This window comes from Cohnella sp. AR92, assembly GCF_003990975.1.
Classification (GTDB): Bacteria; Bacillota; Bacilli; order Paenibacillales; family Paenibacillaceae; genus Cohnella.
Genome location: NZ_RZJR01000001.1, coordinates 89,945 through 104,218, shown reverse-complemented (window position 1 = coordinate 104,218; position 14,274 = coordinate 89,945). Strand labels below are relative to the sequence as shown.

Annotated in this window: 15 protein-coding genes; 7 read left to right on the top strand and 8 right to left on the bottom strand. The window is 44.6% G+C overall.

Annotated elements, in window-relative coordinates:
• Positions 1-4 precede the first annotated feature (4 nt).
• Genes ELR57_RS00460 through ELR57_RS00450 form a run of 3 tightly spaced genes read right to left on the bottom strand, consistent with a single transcriptional unit; the run spans position 5 to position 5,118 of the window.
• Positions 5-943 carry a PD-(D/E)XK motif protein gene (locus tag ELR57_RS00460; RefSeq protein WP_238162355.1) on the bottom strand — a complete coding sequence of 313 codons (939 nt, stop codon included), beginning with the start codon at positions 941-943 and terminating at the stop codon, positions 5-7.
• Complete coding sequence (locus tag ELR57_RS00455; protein ID WP_126956148.1) at positions 933-3,662, bottom strand: Z1 domain-containing protein; 2,730 nt, start codon at positions 3,660-3,662, stop codon at positions 933-935. Before ELR57_RS00455 ends, ELR57_RS00460 begins: the two co-directional genes overlap by 11 nt.
• 13 nt (positions 3,663-3,675) lie before the next feature.
• Complete coding sequence (locus tag ELR57_RS00450) at positions 3,676-5,118, bottom strand: ATP-binding protein (RefSeq protein WP_126956146.1); 1,443 nt, start codon at positions 5,116-5,118, stop codon at positions 3,676-3,678.
• A gap of 554 nt (positions 5,119-5,672) precedes the next feature.
• On the opposite strand from ELR57_RS00450, the gene ELR57_RS00445 reads away from it, so the two are divergent.
• The 4 genes from ELR57_RS00445 (at position 5,673) to ELR57_RS00435 (ending at position 7,415) form a co-directional block, all read left to right on the top strand.
• Positions 5,673-5,897, top strand: coding sequence for a hypothetical protein (locus ELR57_RS00445; RefSeq protein ID WP_126956144.1), 225 nt, complete (start codon positions 5,673-5,675; stop codon positions 5,895-5,897).
• 33 nt (positions 5,898-5,930) lie between these two features.
• Positions 5,931-6,104 (top strand): hypothetical protein, encoded by a 174-nt coding sequence (locus tag ELR57_RS27770; protein ID WP_158629885.1) that lies wholly within the window; start codon positions 5,931-5,933, stop codon positions 6,102-6,104.
• 135 nt (positions 6,105-6,239) lie between these two features.
• Complete coding sequence (gene radC / locus ELR57_RS00440; RefSeq protein ID WP_126956852.1) at positions 6,240-6,833, top strand: RadC family protein; 594 nt, start codon at positions 6,240-6,242, stop codon at positions 6,831-6,833.
• Between the two features lie 195 nt (positions 6,834-7,028).
• Entirely contained in the window at positions 7,029-7,415 is a 387-nt protein-coding gene (locus ELR57_RS00435) for a hypothetical protein (RefSeq protein ID WP_126956142.1), read from the top strand.
• A 60-nt stretch (positions 7,416-7,475) separates the two neighbouring features.
• On the opposite strand, the gene ELR57_RS00430 is transcribed toward ELR57_RS00435, so the two are convergent.
• The 3 genes from ELR57_RS00430 to ELR57_RS27765 form a co-directional block, all read right to left on the bottom strand.
• Positions 7,476-7,829 (bottom strand): hypothetical protein, encoded by a 354-nt coding sequence (locus ELR57_RS00430; protein WP_126956140.1) that lies wholly within the window; start codon positions 7,827-7,829, stop codon positions 7,476-7,478.
• Positions 7,830-8,206: 377 nt separating this feature from the next.
• The gene (locus ELR57_RS00425) at positions 8,207-9,100 is read right to left on the bottom strand and encodes a hypothetical protein (protein WP_126956138.1); all 894 of its coding nucleotides are present in this window, start codon (positions 9,098-9,100) and stop codon (positions 8,207-8,209) included.
• A gap of 187 nt (positions 9,101-9,287) precedes the next feature.
• Positions 9,288-9,455: a hypothetical protein gene (locus ELR57_RS27765; protein WP_158629884.1), complete on the bottom strand. Its 168-nt coding sequence runs from the start codon at positions 9,453-9,455 to the stop codon at positions 9,288-9,290.
• 103 nt (positions 9,456-9,558) lie between these two features.
• Here ELR57_RS27765 and ELR57_RS00420 point away from each other — a divergent pair, with 103 nt between their 5' ends.
• Positions 9,559-10,272 carry a helix-turn-helix domain-containing protein gene (locus tag ELR57_RS00420; RefSeq protein ID WP_126956136.1) on the top strand — a complete coding sequence of 238 codons (714 nt, stop codon included), beginning with the start codon at positions 9,559-9,561 and terminating at the stop codon, positions 10,270-10,272.
• Positions 10,272-11,318: a recombinase family protein gene (locus tag ELR57_RS00415; RefSeq protein WP_126956134.1), complete on the top strand. Its 1,047-nt coding sequence runs from the start codon at positions 10,272-10,274 to the stop codon at positions 11,316-11,318. Before ELR57_RS00420 ends, ELR57_RS00415 begins: the two co-directional genes overlap by 1 nt.
• Before the next feature lie 605 nt (positions 11,319-11,923).
• Here ELR57_RS00415 and rlmH read toward each other — a convergent pair.
• On the bottom strand, positions 11,924-12,403 hold the full coding sequence (gene rlmH, locus ELR57_RS00410; RefSeq protein WP_126956132.1) for a 23S rRNA (pseudouridine(1915)-N(3))-methyltransferase RlmH: 480 nt from the start codon (positions 12,401-12,403) through the stop codon (positions 11,924-11,926).
• A 75-nt stretch (positions 12,404-12,478) separates the two neighbouring features.
• The gene (locus tag ELR57_RS00405; RefSeq protein ID WP_126956130.1) at positions 12,479-13,201 is read right to left on the bottom strand and encodes a DUF4386 domain-containing protein; all 723 of its coding nucleotides are present in this window, start codon (positions 13,199-13,201) and stop codon (positions 12,479-12,481) included.
• Between the two features lie 39 nt (positions 13,202-13,240).
• Between ELR57_RS00405 and ELR57_RS00400 the strand changes: the two genes are divergently transcribed.
• Positions 13,241-14,110: a helix-turn-helix transcriptional regulator gene (locus tag ELR57_RS00400; protein ID WP_126956128.1), complete on the top strand. Its 870-nt coding sequence runs from the start codon at positions 13,241-13,243 to the stop codon at positions 14,108-14,110.
• Positions 14,111-14,274 lie beyond the last annotated feature (164 nt).

The following is a 14,274-nucleotide window of genomic DNA, read 5'->3' as shown; positions in this document are numbered from 1 at the left end:
CAACTTAATTTTTAACTCTCCAGCCCTCAATTGCGTTAATGCTTAACTCATAGCTTGCTGATGCGATTTGGGAAGGAACGCTACCGCTGATCAATTTCGGAAATGTGCTATCAACATGATATCTGTGTGTCCCGCTCAATCGATACCAATAATCCTCGTATTCCTGCAAGTCAATAAATCCTCGCCTAAGCAATTTTTCATTGAATAAGTCCAACGCCGATTGATCATGCTGTAACGCCTCTCGAATTTCTGCCGCTTTGCTCAATAAAGTGAACGAATTGCTTTCATTAGGCGCGGTTTTATCCACGAAATACAGAACCAATGCCCCTGGCAGCGCAACATTCAACTGCTCCAGCGAAGAAATCGAAACAGTCTTTGAACCGATACCTAACGCTTTTACTTCATGCCATGTTGTCGGAAAGATAAAGTCCTGGTCGGCATCTTCGGGTCCCATCCAACTTTCCACAGCTGCTTGTACTGATACTCCCTCGGACATGCAAATTTGCAGATGAATCATTTCACCTAGCAAACCTTTCCTCTCTGACTCGCTCAATAGTCCGATTTTCTGTTGTTCCATTAACCTCGACCATTGCTTATATCGCTTCATCACATATTGAATACCGCTTTTCGAGTTTGTTTGATTTCTTGATGACTCTATCAGATCACAACACAACCAAATAAATACTTCTTCATTTTCATTGCGTATAAGTCGAAATGCGAGAGCCCACTTGCCATCTCCACGCTGTCCAATTGAGGACAATATCGATTTTGATGATGGAAAAATATCGGGCTCATTATTACAGACTAACAGAAGAGATTTCTGATTAATATTCTCATAACCAATATGCCATTCTAGAGGATGAGTACCATCTATCCTTACATAACCGCTGTTATGGTGTGAAAGCCTATTCCATTTGTCTCGAAGCAGCTCGTTAGATAACATCATCATCGTCCTCATCGTCATCAATATCCATCCAGTTGCTTACTTCCACCATATTTACAACATAATTGGCTGCTTCGATCTCTCCATTTCCAGGGAGCCCCAAACCAATAGCGTAAAGTGTATCTGGAATCTTTGGGTTTGCTGGTTCATCTTCGTTTTGGGTACTCTTCAGTACGTGGAGCATTAATAGCGGCTTTCGATCACCAATTAAATAAGCACTATCGGGAACATTTTTTCGATCAGGATGCAATTGTCTGAAGCTATCCTCAGCCGCTTTAATTTGATCGCTCGTTAAACCTGCCTTAGTACATCCGCCAGATCCTACTCTGACTTTTGTTCCCATGACTTTTATCATGCCGTTGGCTTCTTCAACATAGCGTTTTTCTCTCTTAAGAGTAATAACGCCATTTGCACCTTCCAACTCAAACTCAACAGAATCTGAACCGAATGGAATGAATACATCCCATTCAACAAACCCAGGGTTCTTCTCGATGTACTCTGCAAGAGCTTTGCCTTGGAATGACATATGCCAAGGATGCGTCTCAAAACTGTATAACAATTCTACGATAAGATCCTTATGAATTCCGCTCCACATTAGTCCGTTTTGTTCAACATCCCGTCTTGAACCTGCGCTATCCAAACTCGCTACAAACAGCTTGAAAGCCCTCTCGTTCGCCGCGAGTACATCTGGCTTTGATTTCAGACGCGGTGTCTCAAGCAGCTTTCCTGTCACCGAGATAGGGCGGCTCACCTGTGTTGCTGTCCTCATTTTATTGCGAGCAGTTACGATTAAAGAATTCGGATCCTGGCGCACCTTAAGACCGAAATCTCTCGGCGTAAGATTATGTTTATTCATTCTGCTTATTTCATCTTTAAGCTCGTTGGCTGCTGCTGTAATATATCCATACCAATCAATCACATCCGCGGACATCCATACCTTAAAGAGATCGCTATAATTGGGACGGTAACCAAACCATCTAGCCATTTGCAGCAACGTATCGTACATTTGCGAATTGCGATAGAAATAGCTTGTACACAGGCCTTCTAATGTCAACCCCCGAGACAAACTGTTGCCCCCCACGGCAATTACTCGCAGCCCATTTTCCTCATGAGCATCATAATTCAGGCTTGCAGCCCCTGTTTTCTGGTTGACTGCTCGAACTTCAATCGGTGAAATGGCTTTATGCAAATATTCCATTTGCAGAGTCCGCCAAGAAACCCCTGCGATATCCTCCAAACGATGCTTGTCCCAGATTTGCTTCAACACATTCAGTGAATGTATCTGAAGAGCCTGCTCTTCATCCCATGCAGCATAATTACGAACATCCGACTTGACCTGTTCCAGCCATACTATTATGTTTTCACGTATTTTTACTTGAACATCTGTAAATCGACTTACGTTTATGAGCATAGAACGATGATCTTTAATATCGCCTCGAATATCCCGCACAGCATTTGTCAGCAGAAAATAGCCCATCGCTTCGAACAAGCTTGGAGGCAGATCATCAACTGGTAGGTCTTTCTTATGCTTGAATGGGAAGAAGCACTCGATCTCTTCGGAATCTATTTTCATGATGCTTTTATCATATTTCGCTTCTTCTCCGAACATGGCATTGGCTCCAATATAGTTCGTTGGAGGCGACAATACATAAATGAAATCTCTTGGGAAAAGATCATCGCCTACCATATCATCCTCTGTTTCTGGATTGATAAAGATGTTGGCGAATGGAGTCGCTGTAATGCCCAGATAAGTCGCTTGATAGAATCTATTTAGAATTGATCGGATAGCTGCATTAATAGCTGTCGGATCTTCCTCCTCCTTTCTTGTGTTTACAGATGCATTATCAGCTTCATCATCAATGAGCAAGAGCGGTAAATCGATTTTTCCAGAGTTATCCGCATTATTGGAACAGAGCCAGCTTTCGAGGTTTCTCAGTACAGATTTATTCTTTTTTACAACGAACAGCGCAGGTTCTTTAATGTTTTTCAAAGTCAGATCATTGCTGTTCAATATACTCGTGTTGAAGTCATACAGCACAGAAGTGAACGCAGAAATACGTTTTGTCGAGTCAATCTTCCCTACCCCATCAAATACATTTTTAACTTCCTGCTTTCCCTTCAATCGCAGTAGATCCTTGCTTAATCTTCCTGCGAACTCCTTATCTAAACGCTTCTGTGTCTGCATACGCAGATTTTCCATAGTCCCTGCCAGAACGATAATAACTTTATATCCTGTATCCGCTGCCTTATTGCAGATTGCGGTGTAGTTGACGGTCTTTCCAGATTGAACATCGCCTAGAATCAACCCTCTTCTTTGCCACTGCTTGCTGCTTTGCGGATCGCCAAACAAGTCCACAATATCATTGGATACTGTCTCCAGATTGGCAGTTACGCGAGTGTTCCAGCCCTTCACATCTTCCAAATAACGTTTGAAACGATTCCAATAATAGAAATCAATTTCCGCTCTGCGTCCAGGCAGCCATGACTGATGATCGCTGTTCTTATTCGAGATATAAACACCAACATCCATAGTAATTACCAAGGCAGCCTTAAGGTTTTTTACGACTTGAGCAAACTCCTCATCTGGTATTGGGAAAGCCGCTCTCAATGCATTGGCCTCGGCAATAAATTCATCTTCGCTCGGAGGAGCATCAGGATACTTTGTATTGACTGCAACAGAAATAAATCTTTCGAGCATTTGCGCTGCTTGACTCAACATCCTATTCCGCCTCCTAAATTAGATCCCTCAGCAATTCGGGCTGTTGATTGAATGGTTCTGTACTTGCTAGTCTCTTTAGCATCATTTCTCTTTCCTTCACATCTCTACAACCAGCTAGCAGCTGTTCCAACAAGTTCGACAGATCCGACTGGGAGACTTCATTCTCGTTTACAATACGCTCATCATTAGTCAGATCAATATAAAGCTGATTAAGAGGCAAGCTTCTTTCAATTTGCTGCAGCAGTTTCTCTACTAATTGTTTGTTTGCAGCATTTGAACTTACTGCTTCTACCAACGGATGGTCACGGTTTATTTCATAGAATATTCCGCCTTGACGAGCTTTCACTCGATTCCAAATGTGTATTTTTGATTCATCCGTTTCCTTCTTCCCCCTAAAGACCCATGTTCTTTTGCTGCTTTCAGATATTTTTCCGATAATGCCAGCCAAATTCCTACGCACTGCTTCGGGTGGAACTGCAATCGATTTTTTTATATCAAGTGTCCAAAGATAGTCTAATGAGTTTGGAATATCTACACGAACCCGAGCTAGCTTTGAGAGGTCTCCTTGCCGCATTAATCGAAACCAGGTTCCCCACACCAGCAATCGTTTATTGCGGTAGACATAAAAGCCTTGCAGCTTTCTTAGACCGTCTTTTCCCCCAAGCATGCTGATATCGGATTCTGACAACTGAGAAATATGCGGCAACGTATATGGTCTAACCATAACCTTGTGACCTTCAATTGAAATGCTCTCATCAGCCATTACCTGAGTGCTTTTACTCGATAAAAAAGGATCGATCGGTTCAAGCTTCACATTATTCATGAAAATCTCAATCTTCTTTATCCCTTGCTCTCCAGCAAGATATCGATGAAACACCAAGGAGAGGTGCTCCCGAACGAGATCCATATATTTGCCCATTGTCTGATCGAAGTTGGCATCCCCCAGACTCAAGCGATCCAATGCTTGCCACACAACCAACGTTCCTGTGACCTTCTCTTTCAGCTGATCAATATGCGGAATATCCGCCACATCATCTGAGTCGAGAAGCTTTAACGACCAGTCGTTCGTTGATTCAATAAAATCCAAGTCCCATTGTGCACCAACAATTGCATCATTTTTTTTGCTTATTACTGTAAGCCTTCTGCATTGGGACATAGAGGCAGTCTTCAACCCCAAACCAAATCTCCCCAGATCACCGCTTGCCCTGGTATCGAGTGGATTTTTGCTCCCATACCGCATTGCATTCTTTATTTCATCCTCATTCATGCCTGATCCATTATCCATTATTGCAACATAGGGATTTCCGATTGGGAAAAACATAATGTGTACCTCTGTTGCATGCGCTGTAACGCTGTTATCTATAATATCCGCCACAGCGGTTTCTATTGAATAACCGATTGCTCGGGTAGCCTCCATTAACACTGGCGCATTAGGCGGTAATGAAACAACCTCCACAGATGACACTTCCTCTCTTGAAAAAGTAATCCTATTTTACTATTGCATATTCGACAACAGTCACCCTTTACCCTTCCAAGAACTACGCTGTTCTTTCAATATCCCAATGCCTGCCTAAATTTCGGATATCCAGATGCTGATGCAGATTGAAGCGGCCGTATAGGAGCTAAAAATTATATAAAATTTCTCGAGGGTACTGGTGCTTGATCGAGACTTTTCTGCGCCGTTGGGAGCCCCACCCCCTTCAATAGTTAGACCTGTGTTTGCCTGAGTATTTGGGTAGATGCAGGTCTGTTTTTGTTTGCGGCGTTATGACAGCGAAAATTGGGCAAGTGAGAAGATGCTCAACTATGGGAGAGAGGAGGAATCTGCATTGAATGATGCTCTTGCGGCTTTGTGAGTGGAGCTTACTGAGTTGCTTGTATGGTAGCGTGTATTGCGTTCAGTCAATCAGCAAAAACCGCGCTATGAAACCGCTTTGCAGCTCAATCTGGAAGTCAGTGGACATTGGATCAACTAATGTCAGCACACCATCACGAAAGGAGAACCAAGACATGCTTTCACATCAACAATCAATTTCTGACGACATGAAGTCCCTGTTGAAGCAATTAATTATCAACGGGAGCACTCGAATTGCTGAAACTGTTCTCTTTGTGTATTTCCAGCGCAATTGGAAGATCGACGACAATCTGGCTGCTCATTATGTTGTTCGATACTTTCAGAAGTATTTTCCGAAGCAGCTAGCCAAGCATCAGCAGAGCCGCGCTAAGACGGAATAGAGATCATTGCATTCACGTGAGGGGGTGAGAACGATGTACAAGTTGGAGAACTTGCTGGAGCTAAAACAACGGCTTCTAGCAGTTGGACAGAAAATGAATCCTACAGCTGATCTTCAATCATCCGACGGAAGGAAATACATTCGCTGTCTATGCAAAAGAGTGCTCTTGGAGCAGGCAATCGAGGCAGAAAAAAAGGTGGCCCATTGAGAGCACACCAGAGAATTAATCTGATTGTAGTCTAACCGAATCTGTACTGATCTTCAACCAGGAGAGGCCATTACGGTCTCTCCTTTTCACATTCTATTAGTCGATGGAGGAATCAATTTGAACCCAACTTATAATATGTCATCTCTGAAACATCTGCTTGCCGATACGCTTTGTGAAAAGTTGACCAGCTACCTTATCGAAGAAATCTTCACCCGCTTTCCATCCAACGCTGAACTGCTGGATGCTACAGAGCAGGAGCTGATCGCCATTAAAGGCGTAGGCAAAGTTAAAGCAAGACAAATTATCTCTGCTTTAAAACTGGCGCGCTTGCTGGCAGCTCCGACGGAGACCCCTAATAAATTGAGTTGTCCTCAGGATGTTTGGCGGTACGTCTCGCCAGAACTTTGCTATCTGCATAAGGAACATTTTGTCTGTCTATTTCTTAATACCAAGAATCACGTCATTACAAAAGAGACAATCTCTATTGGTTCGTTATCGGCGGCTATTGTACATCCAAGGGAAGTATTCAGATCGGCTATAAAACGTGCGGCAGCATCAATCATTTGTGTTCATAACCATCCTTCAGGAGATCCGACTCCATCTCAGGAAGATATTCAATTAACAAAACGTTTGGTTGAAGCAGGCAATATTGTTGGTATCGAAGTACTCGATCACATGATTGTCGGTCATGAAAAGTTCTACAGCCTAAAGGAGCACGGCAACATGTAGTCGACGTTCCGATCCTTCTGCGCCGCCCTCTTGACCTGGAGCCTCTAGCATCATGTTTACAGGGCTTCGGGGCGATCCCCCAAATCAGGAATTGCCCTGGCACGAAGCTTAACATGATGCCCTCTCCAAATAAAGAGGGCTTTAGAGGTCATTCCCTGCAAGTTTTAAAAACATAATGAAAGGAAATGAACCATCATGACGAAATTGTTATATCCGTCAGACCATGAAGAAATCGTGCTGGTTTCCTGCAAAGAGGTTTCTTCGAATCAAATTGACATATCGGATGCCGACAACCGTTATCAACTGTTATTAATCGATGGCGGATATGATCGTTATGAGCAGCGGCATCTTGAATGGTTCCGATTGATTGAAAAAGTTTGCGGTTGGTCTGTTTATGTTTTTGAAGTCGACGCTGAACTTGAATCGAATATTCTAATCGACCAAACCAAACGCAGGATATTTATTAATAGACGGCTGCTCAAACGTCGATTTAAAGCGCTGATGCAGATATTGAACAGATTAATCAACTTCCTTAATTACATCCAAGAGAAAACTTATGAATGTTTATTCAAACGTCAATGAGAATGAACTTCAAATGAAGAAGCCAAGGGAATCAATCTTTACCTTGGCTTCTTCGGCACATCAAATAATGCTGCGCTCAAAATGCTCTTCGTAACACCGTGACAGAGTGGACTTCAAAAAAACGTAGATGCTGCTGTCCATTTCTAAATCATCTGGAAGCTCTACATCATAATCGTCGCCGCACTTCACCAATCGTATGTGTGATACGGTCAATTCAAACGGGGAGATGTGAATGATGCCGTCACTATCCTCATATTTGCTGATCAAAACTTTGACATCGGCAAACAATACTGTTCCTCCCATATCTACATACGGCGCAGAAAACTTCAAAATGCGGCATTGCATGTCCTCGGGAGCAAAGCGGATTGAAGCTACCTGATCTTGTTCGTACAGAGTCAAACTCTCATTTCTCATCGTTTACAGTCCTATCAATAAAGTAGCTAAGCAAAATGAAAATGCTTGGCCCTCACTATCCGACTTGGACCAGAGGGATGACGGTCAAAGCATCAAGTCGGTGTTGGTTGTAAATATGCCTTATTTCGCCCTCTTGCTCCCTGTTCCACATTGAAAACAAATTATGCATTGTGAAAAATGCTTGTACTACAAGGATTTCGCTCTTCCATTGAATTTAAGAGATATCATGAACAATCAGCCAGCTTCGTCCCGCTTACCCGTCTGTTCAATATACCTTTGAATCGGAAGCTTTGTAACACTAAGAGGGAGATCTTTGATGGTTTCGGTAAAAATTGACTACTTTCTTGTGAATGCTTCTCCCTCTGTGTTCCGTCCCCTTAATTAAATGAAAGCCATCTCAGCAACTGATTTGTATACTCATTGCTCATCGATACCGCCAGATTAAGAGCCGATAATTGAGAAAGGATTTTCTTCCTCTGGTACGGGGACAATGACTTCATCGTTTGACCGATGTAGGGCTTCCGCACCTTGTTCTTGAACTGATCGAGAAGTTCGTCAATGAAATCCTCTGTTGCTGAGATAAGGTAAACTTCTTTAAACCAATTCTTAAGCAACAATTGCTGATGAAAGTCATCAAAAGCAATCTCGGAGCCTTTTTCGTACTTATGACGCAATTCAATTCTCGTCAGAAGCGAATCTGACTTCATGTGCTTGGCTTTATCGTAAACAACCAACTGCTGCTTGCTCTCTCTGCTGCCCAGATACAGAGTCTGGTCCTTGAACCTCTCATAGTCAGGTTTCTTCCGATAGGTTGGCCACCAAATAGAGCGGATACACTCTAGGGTATCAAGTCCAGCAACATCTATTTTAGGATGAATCACCTTCATCCAGACGTCTGTTGTTCTGCCTACAATGAAGACGAGCCAATCGATTACCTGCTGCAAAGTCAGCCCGCCTTGAGATGGGTTGATGACGATCTTTATTATGTGCATATTGCGATGCTTTGGATTTACAAAGACGCGAACGCATCCAAAACTGTAGCTTTTCATGTAGTGTTGATTGGGTTGAAGATAATGATAATTCACTCTTGCGAATAGAGCGGCGAGAATTAGAAAATCTGCTGTCAATGGCTTGTCGGTTACAAAATGGATTCCATCAAACGGGCTGCTCTGATACGGTGTTTTCCTTTCAAAAAGATTGTGGTACTGCTGAAATCCATGGATATTCTGTTTTACGCTGCTTATCCATGCCTTTGAGATAGCAACAGACATATGTGGCTCCTTTCTTGCACAGGAGCTTAAATTTACCTTGCGGCAGTAGCTCCCCCTAAGTTCAAAATGATTTCAGTTACATTCTTCTCGCGACATCAAAGGGGGGCGGGTGATGTCACAAGATTAATTGCAAATTATTCACAACTTATCTGTGTACCCTGTTACATTTACACGTTAGCAGGCATAGTTATTGCAACTCGGATTCCTCGGATGAATTGTTAACATCGGCACTTACATTTTCAACAACCATTGCAATTTGTTTAAGGAACGCTTCCTTCTGTGCAATTGTATCCAGCGCTCCAACCGATGCTTGTTCCTGTTTTTTGTATTGAGCCTTTACATTCCACTCTTGCATGCAGTAGCCGCCTTATACAATTATAGTTGTTTACAAATATATTTGTGTTTATAATAAAGGTAACGATTCTGATTGTAAAGCAAATATTTAAGGAGAGATTGAAATGCCAAACAGACAAATCAATAAAGGTGAGTTTGAACAGCTCAAGTTGATGGAATTAGGTATGAGAATTCGATTTCTACGTGAGCAGATGGGTTGCCTTTACAGCAAACATGCATTTTCGACAACAGAACTTGCCAAACGCTTGGAGGTTACTCCTCAATCCTTAACATCCATTGAACGTGGAGAAACGCGAAACCCGTCATTCAAAGTCATCTGTCAATTAGCTAAAGTCTTCAATGTGCCGATTGATGCCTTTTCGGACGAATATTATGCTGAAGCACCGTCGCGCTTGTTTCATATCGGCTTCAAGGAGAAAGATGATACTTCGCCCGATTCCCGACATGGCATTAATTCCGATTCAGATGTTAGCGATTATTCAGATGAGCAGCAGTTCGGGATTGGTTTAATTGCATATCAAATCTTTACGAATAATGAAGTGCGAGTCGTCATGAAAGAGGAGTCAAACAAGAACGTCGATACGATCGGCTTCGTTCAGCTTTTGGCTAGATTGAATTCGGAAATCCAAATGGCTAACGCCAGAAGTATTAGCAACAATCCGCAGTACCTTAGAGATAACACGAATGTCTATAATCGAATGCTTAATTTGCAAATGAACATCTTCAAGGAGCCCTCACGCTATCCGCGTGTCAGTAGGCAGGATTGGAATGCAATTCTGCAAAAAATGATGAGAAACTCTCAGGAGGAATTGGAGTAATGTCAAACAAAGCAGCCATTTACGCCCGTGTCAGTACGGAAGAACAAGCAACTCAGGGATACAGCATTCAAGCCCAGCTGGAGGAATTGCGCAATTATGCTAATTATCAGAAGTTGGACATTGTAAGTGAATATATAGACGAAGGAGCCAGCGGTAAAAGCATCTCTGGACGGCCTGAAATGAAGCGGCTGCTTAATGATGTTCAACGAGGCAAACTTGATTATGTCCTCTTCTACAAACTTGACCGCATATCTCGTGACCTGAAGGATGCGCTTGAAATCAGTGATACTCTTAGTCAGCATAACGTAACGATGTATATTCATAATGAAAAAATCGATACAAGTACTCCTTCTGGAAAAATGCACTTTCAAATCATGGGTTCCTTTGCTGAGTTTGAGCGCAATACTATTGTGGATCGTGTGAAGATGGGGATGACGCAACGAGCGAAAGAGGGGAACTTCAATGGAGGGCAATGCTTGGGCTACGATTGCATAGAAAAATCCCTTATCGTAAATGAAGAAGAAGCCGCTATTGTGCGAGAAATTTTCGATCTATCGGATCAAGGATTAGGCTATAAAGCAGTTGTCAACCGCGTAAACTCAAAGGGATACTTAACAAAGCGAGGTATTCAATTTCAAGTCAATGGTGTCAAAACGATTCTGGACAACCCTATGTATATCGGCAAAATTCGGTTTAACCAAGTTGAAGGCTGGAGCGAAAAAGGGAGAAAAGGAAAGAACGCTGATCCATTGTTAGTTGAGGGCAAGCATCAGCCAATCATTAATCTTGAGCTATGGGAACGTGTCCAAGAACAACGGAAGAAACGCTCCTACAAGCCCTCAAAATCTAACTCGCCATTTATCTTGAATGGCATTATTAAATGCCCGAAATGCGGAGGTGGTATGGTGGCTGGTCGCTCAAAAGGCGGGAGCGGCAAATACTATCGTAATTATGTCTGCGGTCAGCACCACAACAAAGGTAAAGACGCTTGCAGTGCTCATAGCATCAACGCAGACAAGGCAGAGCAGAAGTATTCAAGCGGCTAACCAATATTATTTCCAGTCCAGCTGCACTGAAGAGAATCATTGAAGAGATTAATCAGCAACGCTTAACTGCAACTGAACCGCTATTGGAGCAACAAAAGCAATTAAAGAACAAGCTTCAACAGGTGTCCAAGAAGTTGAACAATCTTTTAGATGCGCTGGCAGATGGGAACATTGGCAAATCAATTATCGCTCCTAAGATTAAAGAGCTTGAAGATCAGCAACCTGTATTAGAGCAGCAGCAACAGAAGCTCAGCACCGATCTAACTGAGGCAGATACCAAACCGATTGATCATCAAGCAGTACACACGCTGCTTTCTGACTTCCAAGCAACGCTGAACAAAGTCGATGCGGAACGCCGCAAAGCCCTACTTCGAATGATCGTGAAAGAGATCACCATCAGCAAGGAAGCGCCGCGCCGTGTTGGACGCCATATCGAGAAGATCGTACTGCACTTCGATTTCACCCTAGAGGAAATGACCGATAGCTTTGAGCTCGTTAAAGAGCTATATCCGAACGTGCTGAAAGACATCGAACCGTGGAAAACCACTAAAGGTAAATACGAAAGCATGACGAGGGACTACTTAGAGTCCCTTTTTAGTTTACCTTTACTTATGATACGGTTCCCCCCGATTAATCTTAAACGCCCTGTAGATCTGTTCCAGCAGAAGAACCCGCATCATCTGATGCGGATACGTCATGCGACCGAACGACAGCTTCTTGTCGGCGCGCTTAAGCACCGCCGGCGACAGGCCGAGCGAGCCGCCGATTATAAAGCTGACGGAGCCGCCGCCGTAGACGGCTTGCTTGTCTAGATGCGAAGCGAGCTGCTCACTCGACCAGGTCTCGCCGTCTATGGCAAGCGCGACGACGTGCGCGCCGTCCTTCAGCGCGGCCAGGATGCGCTCGCCCTCGCGGACGCGCACCTGCTCCTCCTCCGCCGGACTCATCGAGTCCGGCGTTTTCTCGTCCGGCAGCTCGCGGATGTCCAGCTTGGCGTAAGCGCCAAGCCTTTTCGCATATTCCGCCACTCCGTCCCACCAATACTTCTCCTTCAGCTTCCCTACGCATACGATCTGAATCTGCATGTACCCTTTTCCCTCCGCGCCTGATATCCGTTACCTTCAGCTTATCCTATTCCGGGCAACGGACGCAAAGAGGAGTCAAGAAGCCATCTCTTCGGCAACTTCCCTTCCCCGAAGCGAAGCGAGGTTCTGCTTGCTAAATCCCTTCGCGATCAGCCAGACCGCCAAGCTCATCTCATACACGCCGACGGGCAGAGCCAGGAACCCTTTGACCGCTGAGACTGGCTCGATAGCGCCAAACATCTCCAGCAGGCCCGCAATGAACACGAGAACGGCAGTAACTATGCCAAACAGGGCTAAAGGTCTCGGAACCAGCCTCGTTCTAAACAGTAGATAGCTATACAAGGCCGTATTGACTCCCAGCATGAAGTTAGGGCCGAGCATCGAAGTCCATCGATGGAACCCCTGCAGCAGATAGCCGATCCCGAGAAGATTCTCTTGATCGGTCAGGTCGTTTGCCTCATAGTGAATACTAAGCTGCAATAATCCCAATATGCTTACCGCGCCAATGGCAATGAACACGGCTTCCATGAATCGGAAGCATAGATAACCGAGAGCCAGATGCTCGTTCCAGCGACGAAGATAAGGAAACAGCATCACCGCGGTGCCCACCGCCGATAGAACGAGGAAGAGGTCGTTTAAGACACCGATCAACACCTTCGTTTTCCAACCATTCATCACGGACAGATACCAGTTATCGGACAATACGGGATCATAACAGAGCACGGCAATGACTGAAGTGACTGCAGCCACGATATAGAAAATGCCGATGATGATTCCATTCCTTCTGTCTTGCGTCATTCTTCTTACCTCCTTATTGGATTGGGGATTGAGATTCCTATGGATCACTATGAGATTGTCGAGAGTTCGTTGACCCACATTGAGAGTCGGCTAGACCAGCCCTTATCGGTAGAGTCCGTGGCGAATGCCTTCAACATGTCCAAATTCTACTTCCATCGGCTGTTCTCGGCCATGATGGGCTGCTCATTGAACCAATACATCCTGTCCCGCAGGCTGAATGCTTCTCTGTCCCTCATTCAAGAAGGCCGAATGCCGCTCACCGATATTGCTTACCGGCTTAACTTCGGGACTCCGTCCTCGTTCACCCGAGCGTTCAATCGCCAATACGGCGTCGCTCCGAGCTCGCTTAGGGGACCGAACCCGAGCATCCTGCCCAGTCCCATTCCTTCGGTCGTGAGAAGGCCCATCAAGAACATCAACGGAGACGTGGTCGCTGATTTTACCCTGACGGAATTCGAGTCGATTCGGCTTAGCGGCATCGTCTTCGAGGTGGATCTGGCGGAGGATTACGAGACGACGATTCGCTCCCATTCCCGAATGCTGCTGCAGGAAGTGGACTCCTCCGTCCAAGGCCCTTGTTACGTCGTCTATTCGAATTGCCAGCCTGACTCCACCCGCTTCCGGGTTCTGTTCGGGATCCCGCAAGAGATTCGGATTGAGAAGCCGTTTTATTTTACCGTTGATGTGCCGCAGCTCTTCTGCGCTAAGTTCAACTATTCCGGCGACCTCCTAGCTATAGGCGATGTTCTAAAGACCGATTACGCGCGTTTTCTCAAAATCTCCAGGCAGGAGACGGACGACTCCCATATCGAGCTGATTCAATGCTTCGACGACGTCCGCCGTCTCGAATCGTCCTATCACATCTTCGCCCCGATCCGAAGACTGCCCATCGACTCCGATGAGGAATAGCGCTATTCCATAAGGATCGGATGAATACAAGTTACCACAATGCTAATCGTCCTACTTTCCAAATCTTGCTGTAATGGCAAAAGCAAAGGCCACCCCCGGAGGGATGGCCTTCTTCGTCCTATTCGGACAAACCGTATATTTGAACAGAACGAGACCGTTCAACA

Excerpts from the sequence above, each read along its gene's own strand:
- ELR57_RS00460 (WP_238162355.1), bottom strand. The coding sequence starts at position 943 with ATGTTATCTAACGAGCTGCTTCGAGACAAATGGAATAGGCTTTCACAC.
- ELR57_RS00455 (WP_126956148.1), bottom strand. The coding sequence starts at position 3,662 with ATGTTGAGTCAAGCAGCGCAAATGCTCGAAAGATTTATTTCTGTTGCA.
- ELR57_RS00445 (WP_126956144.1), top strand. The coding sequence starts at position 5,673 with ATGCTTTCACATCAACAATCAATTTCTGACGACATGAAGTCCCTGTTG.
- ELR57_RS27770 (WP_158629885.1), top strand. The coding sequence starts at position 5,931 with ATGTACAAGTTGGAGAACTTGCTGGAGCTAAAACAACGGCTTCTAGCA.
- radC (WP_126956852.1), top strand. The coding sequence starts at position 6,240 with ATGTCATCTCTGAAACATCTGCTTGCCGATACGCTTTGTGAAAAGTTG.
- ELR57_RS00435 (WP_126956142.1), top strand. The coding sequence starts at position 7,029 with ATGACGAAATTGTTATATCCGTCAGACCATGAAGAAATCGTGCTGGTT.
- ELR57_RS00430 (WP_126956140.1), bottom strand. The coding sequence starts at position 7,829 with ATGAGAAATGAGAGTTTGACTCTGTACGAACAAGATCAGGTAGCTTCA.
- ELR57_RS00425 (WP_126956138.1), bottom strand. The coding sequence starts at position 9,100 with ATGTCTGTTGCTATCTCAAAGGCATGGATAAGCAGCGTAAAACAGAAT.
- ELR57_RS27765 (WP_158629884.1), bottom strand. The coding sequence starts at position 9,455 with ATGCAAGAGTGGAATGTAAAGGCTCAATACAAAAAACAGGAACAAGCA.
- ELR57_RS00420 (WP_126956136.1), top strand. The coding sequence starts at position 9,559 with ATGCCAAACAGACAAATCAATAAAGGTGAGTTTGAACAGCTCAAGTTG.
- ELR57_RS00415 (WP_126956134.1), top strand. The coding sequence starts at position 10,272 with ATGTCAAACAAAGCAGCCATTTACGCCCGTGTCAGTACGGAAGAACAA.
- rlmH (WP_126956132.1), bottom strand. The coding sequence starts at position 12,403 with ATGCAGATTCAGATCGTATGCGTAGGGAAGCTGAAGGAGAAGTATTGG.
- ELR57_RS00405 (WP_126956130.1), bottom strand. The coding sequence starts at position 13,201 with ATGACGCAAGACAGAAGGAATGGAATCATCATCGGCATTTTCTATATC.
- ELR57_RS00400 (WP_126956128.1), top strand. The coding sequence starts at position 13,241 with ATGGATCACTATGAGATTGTCGAGAGTTCGTTGACCCACATTGAGAGT.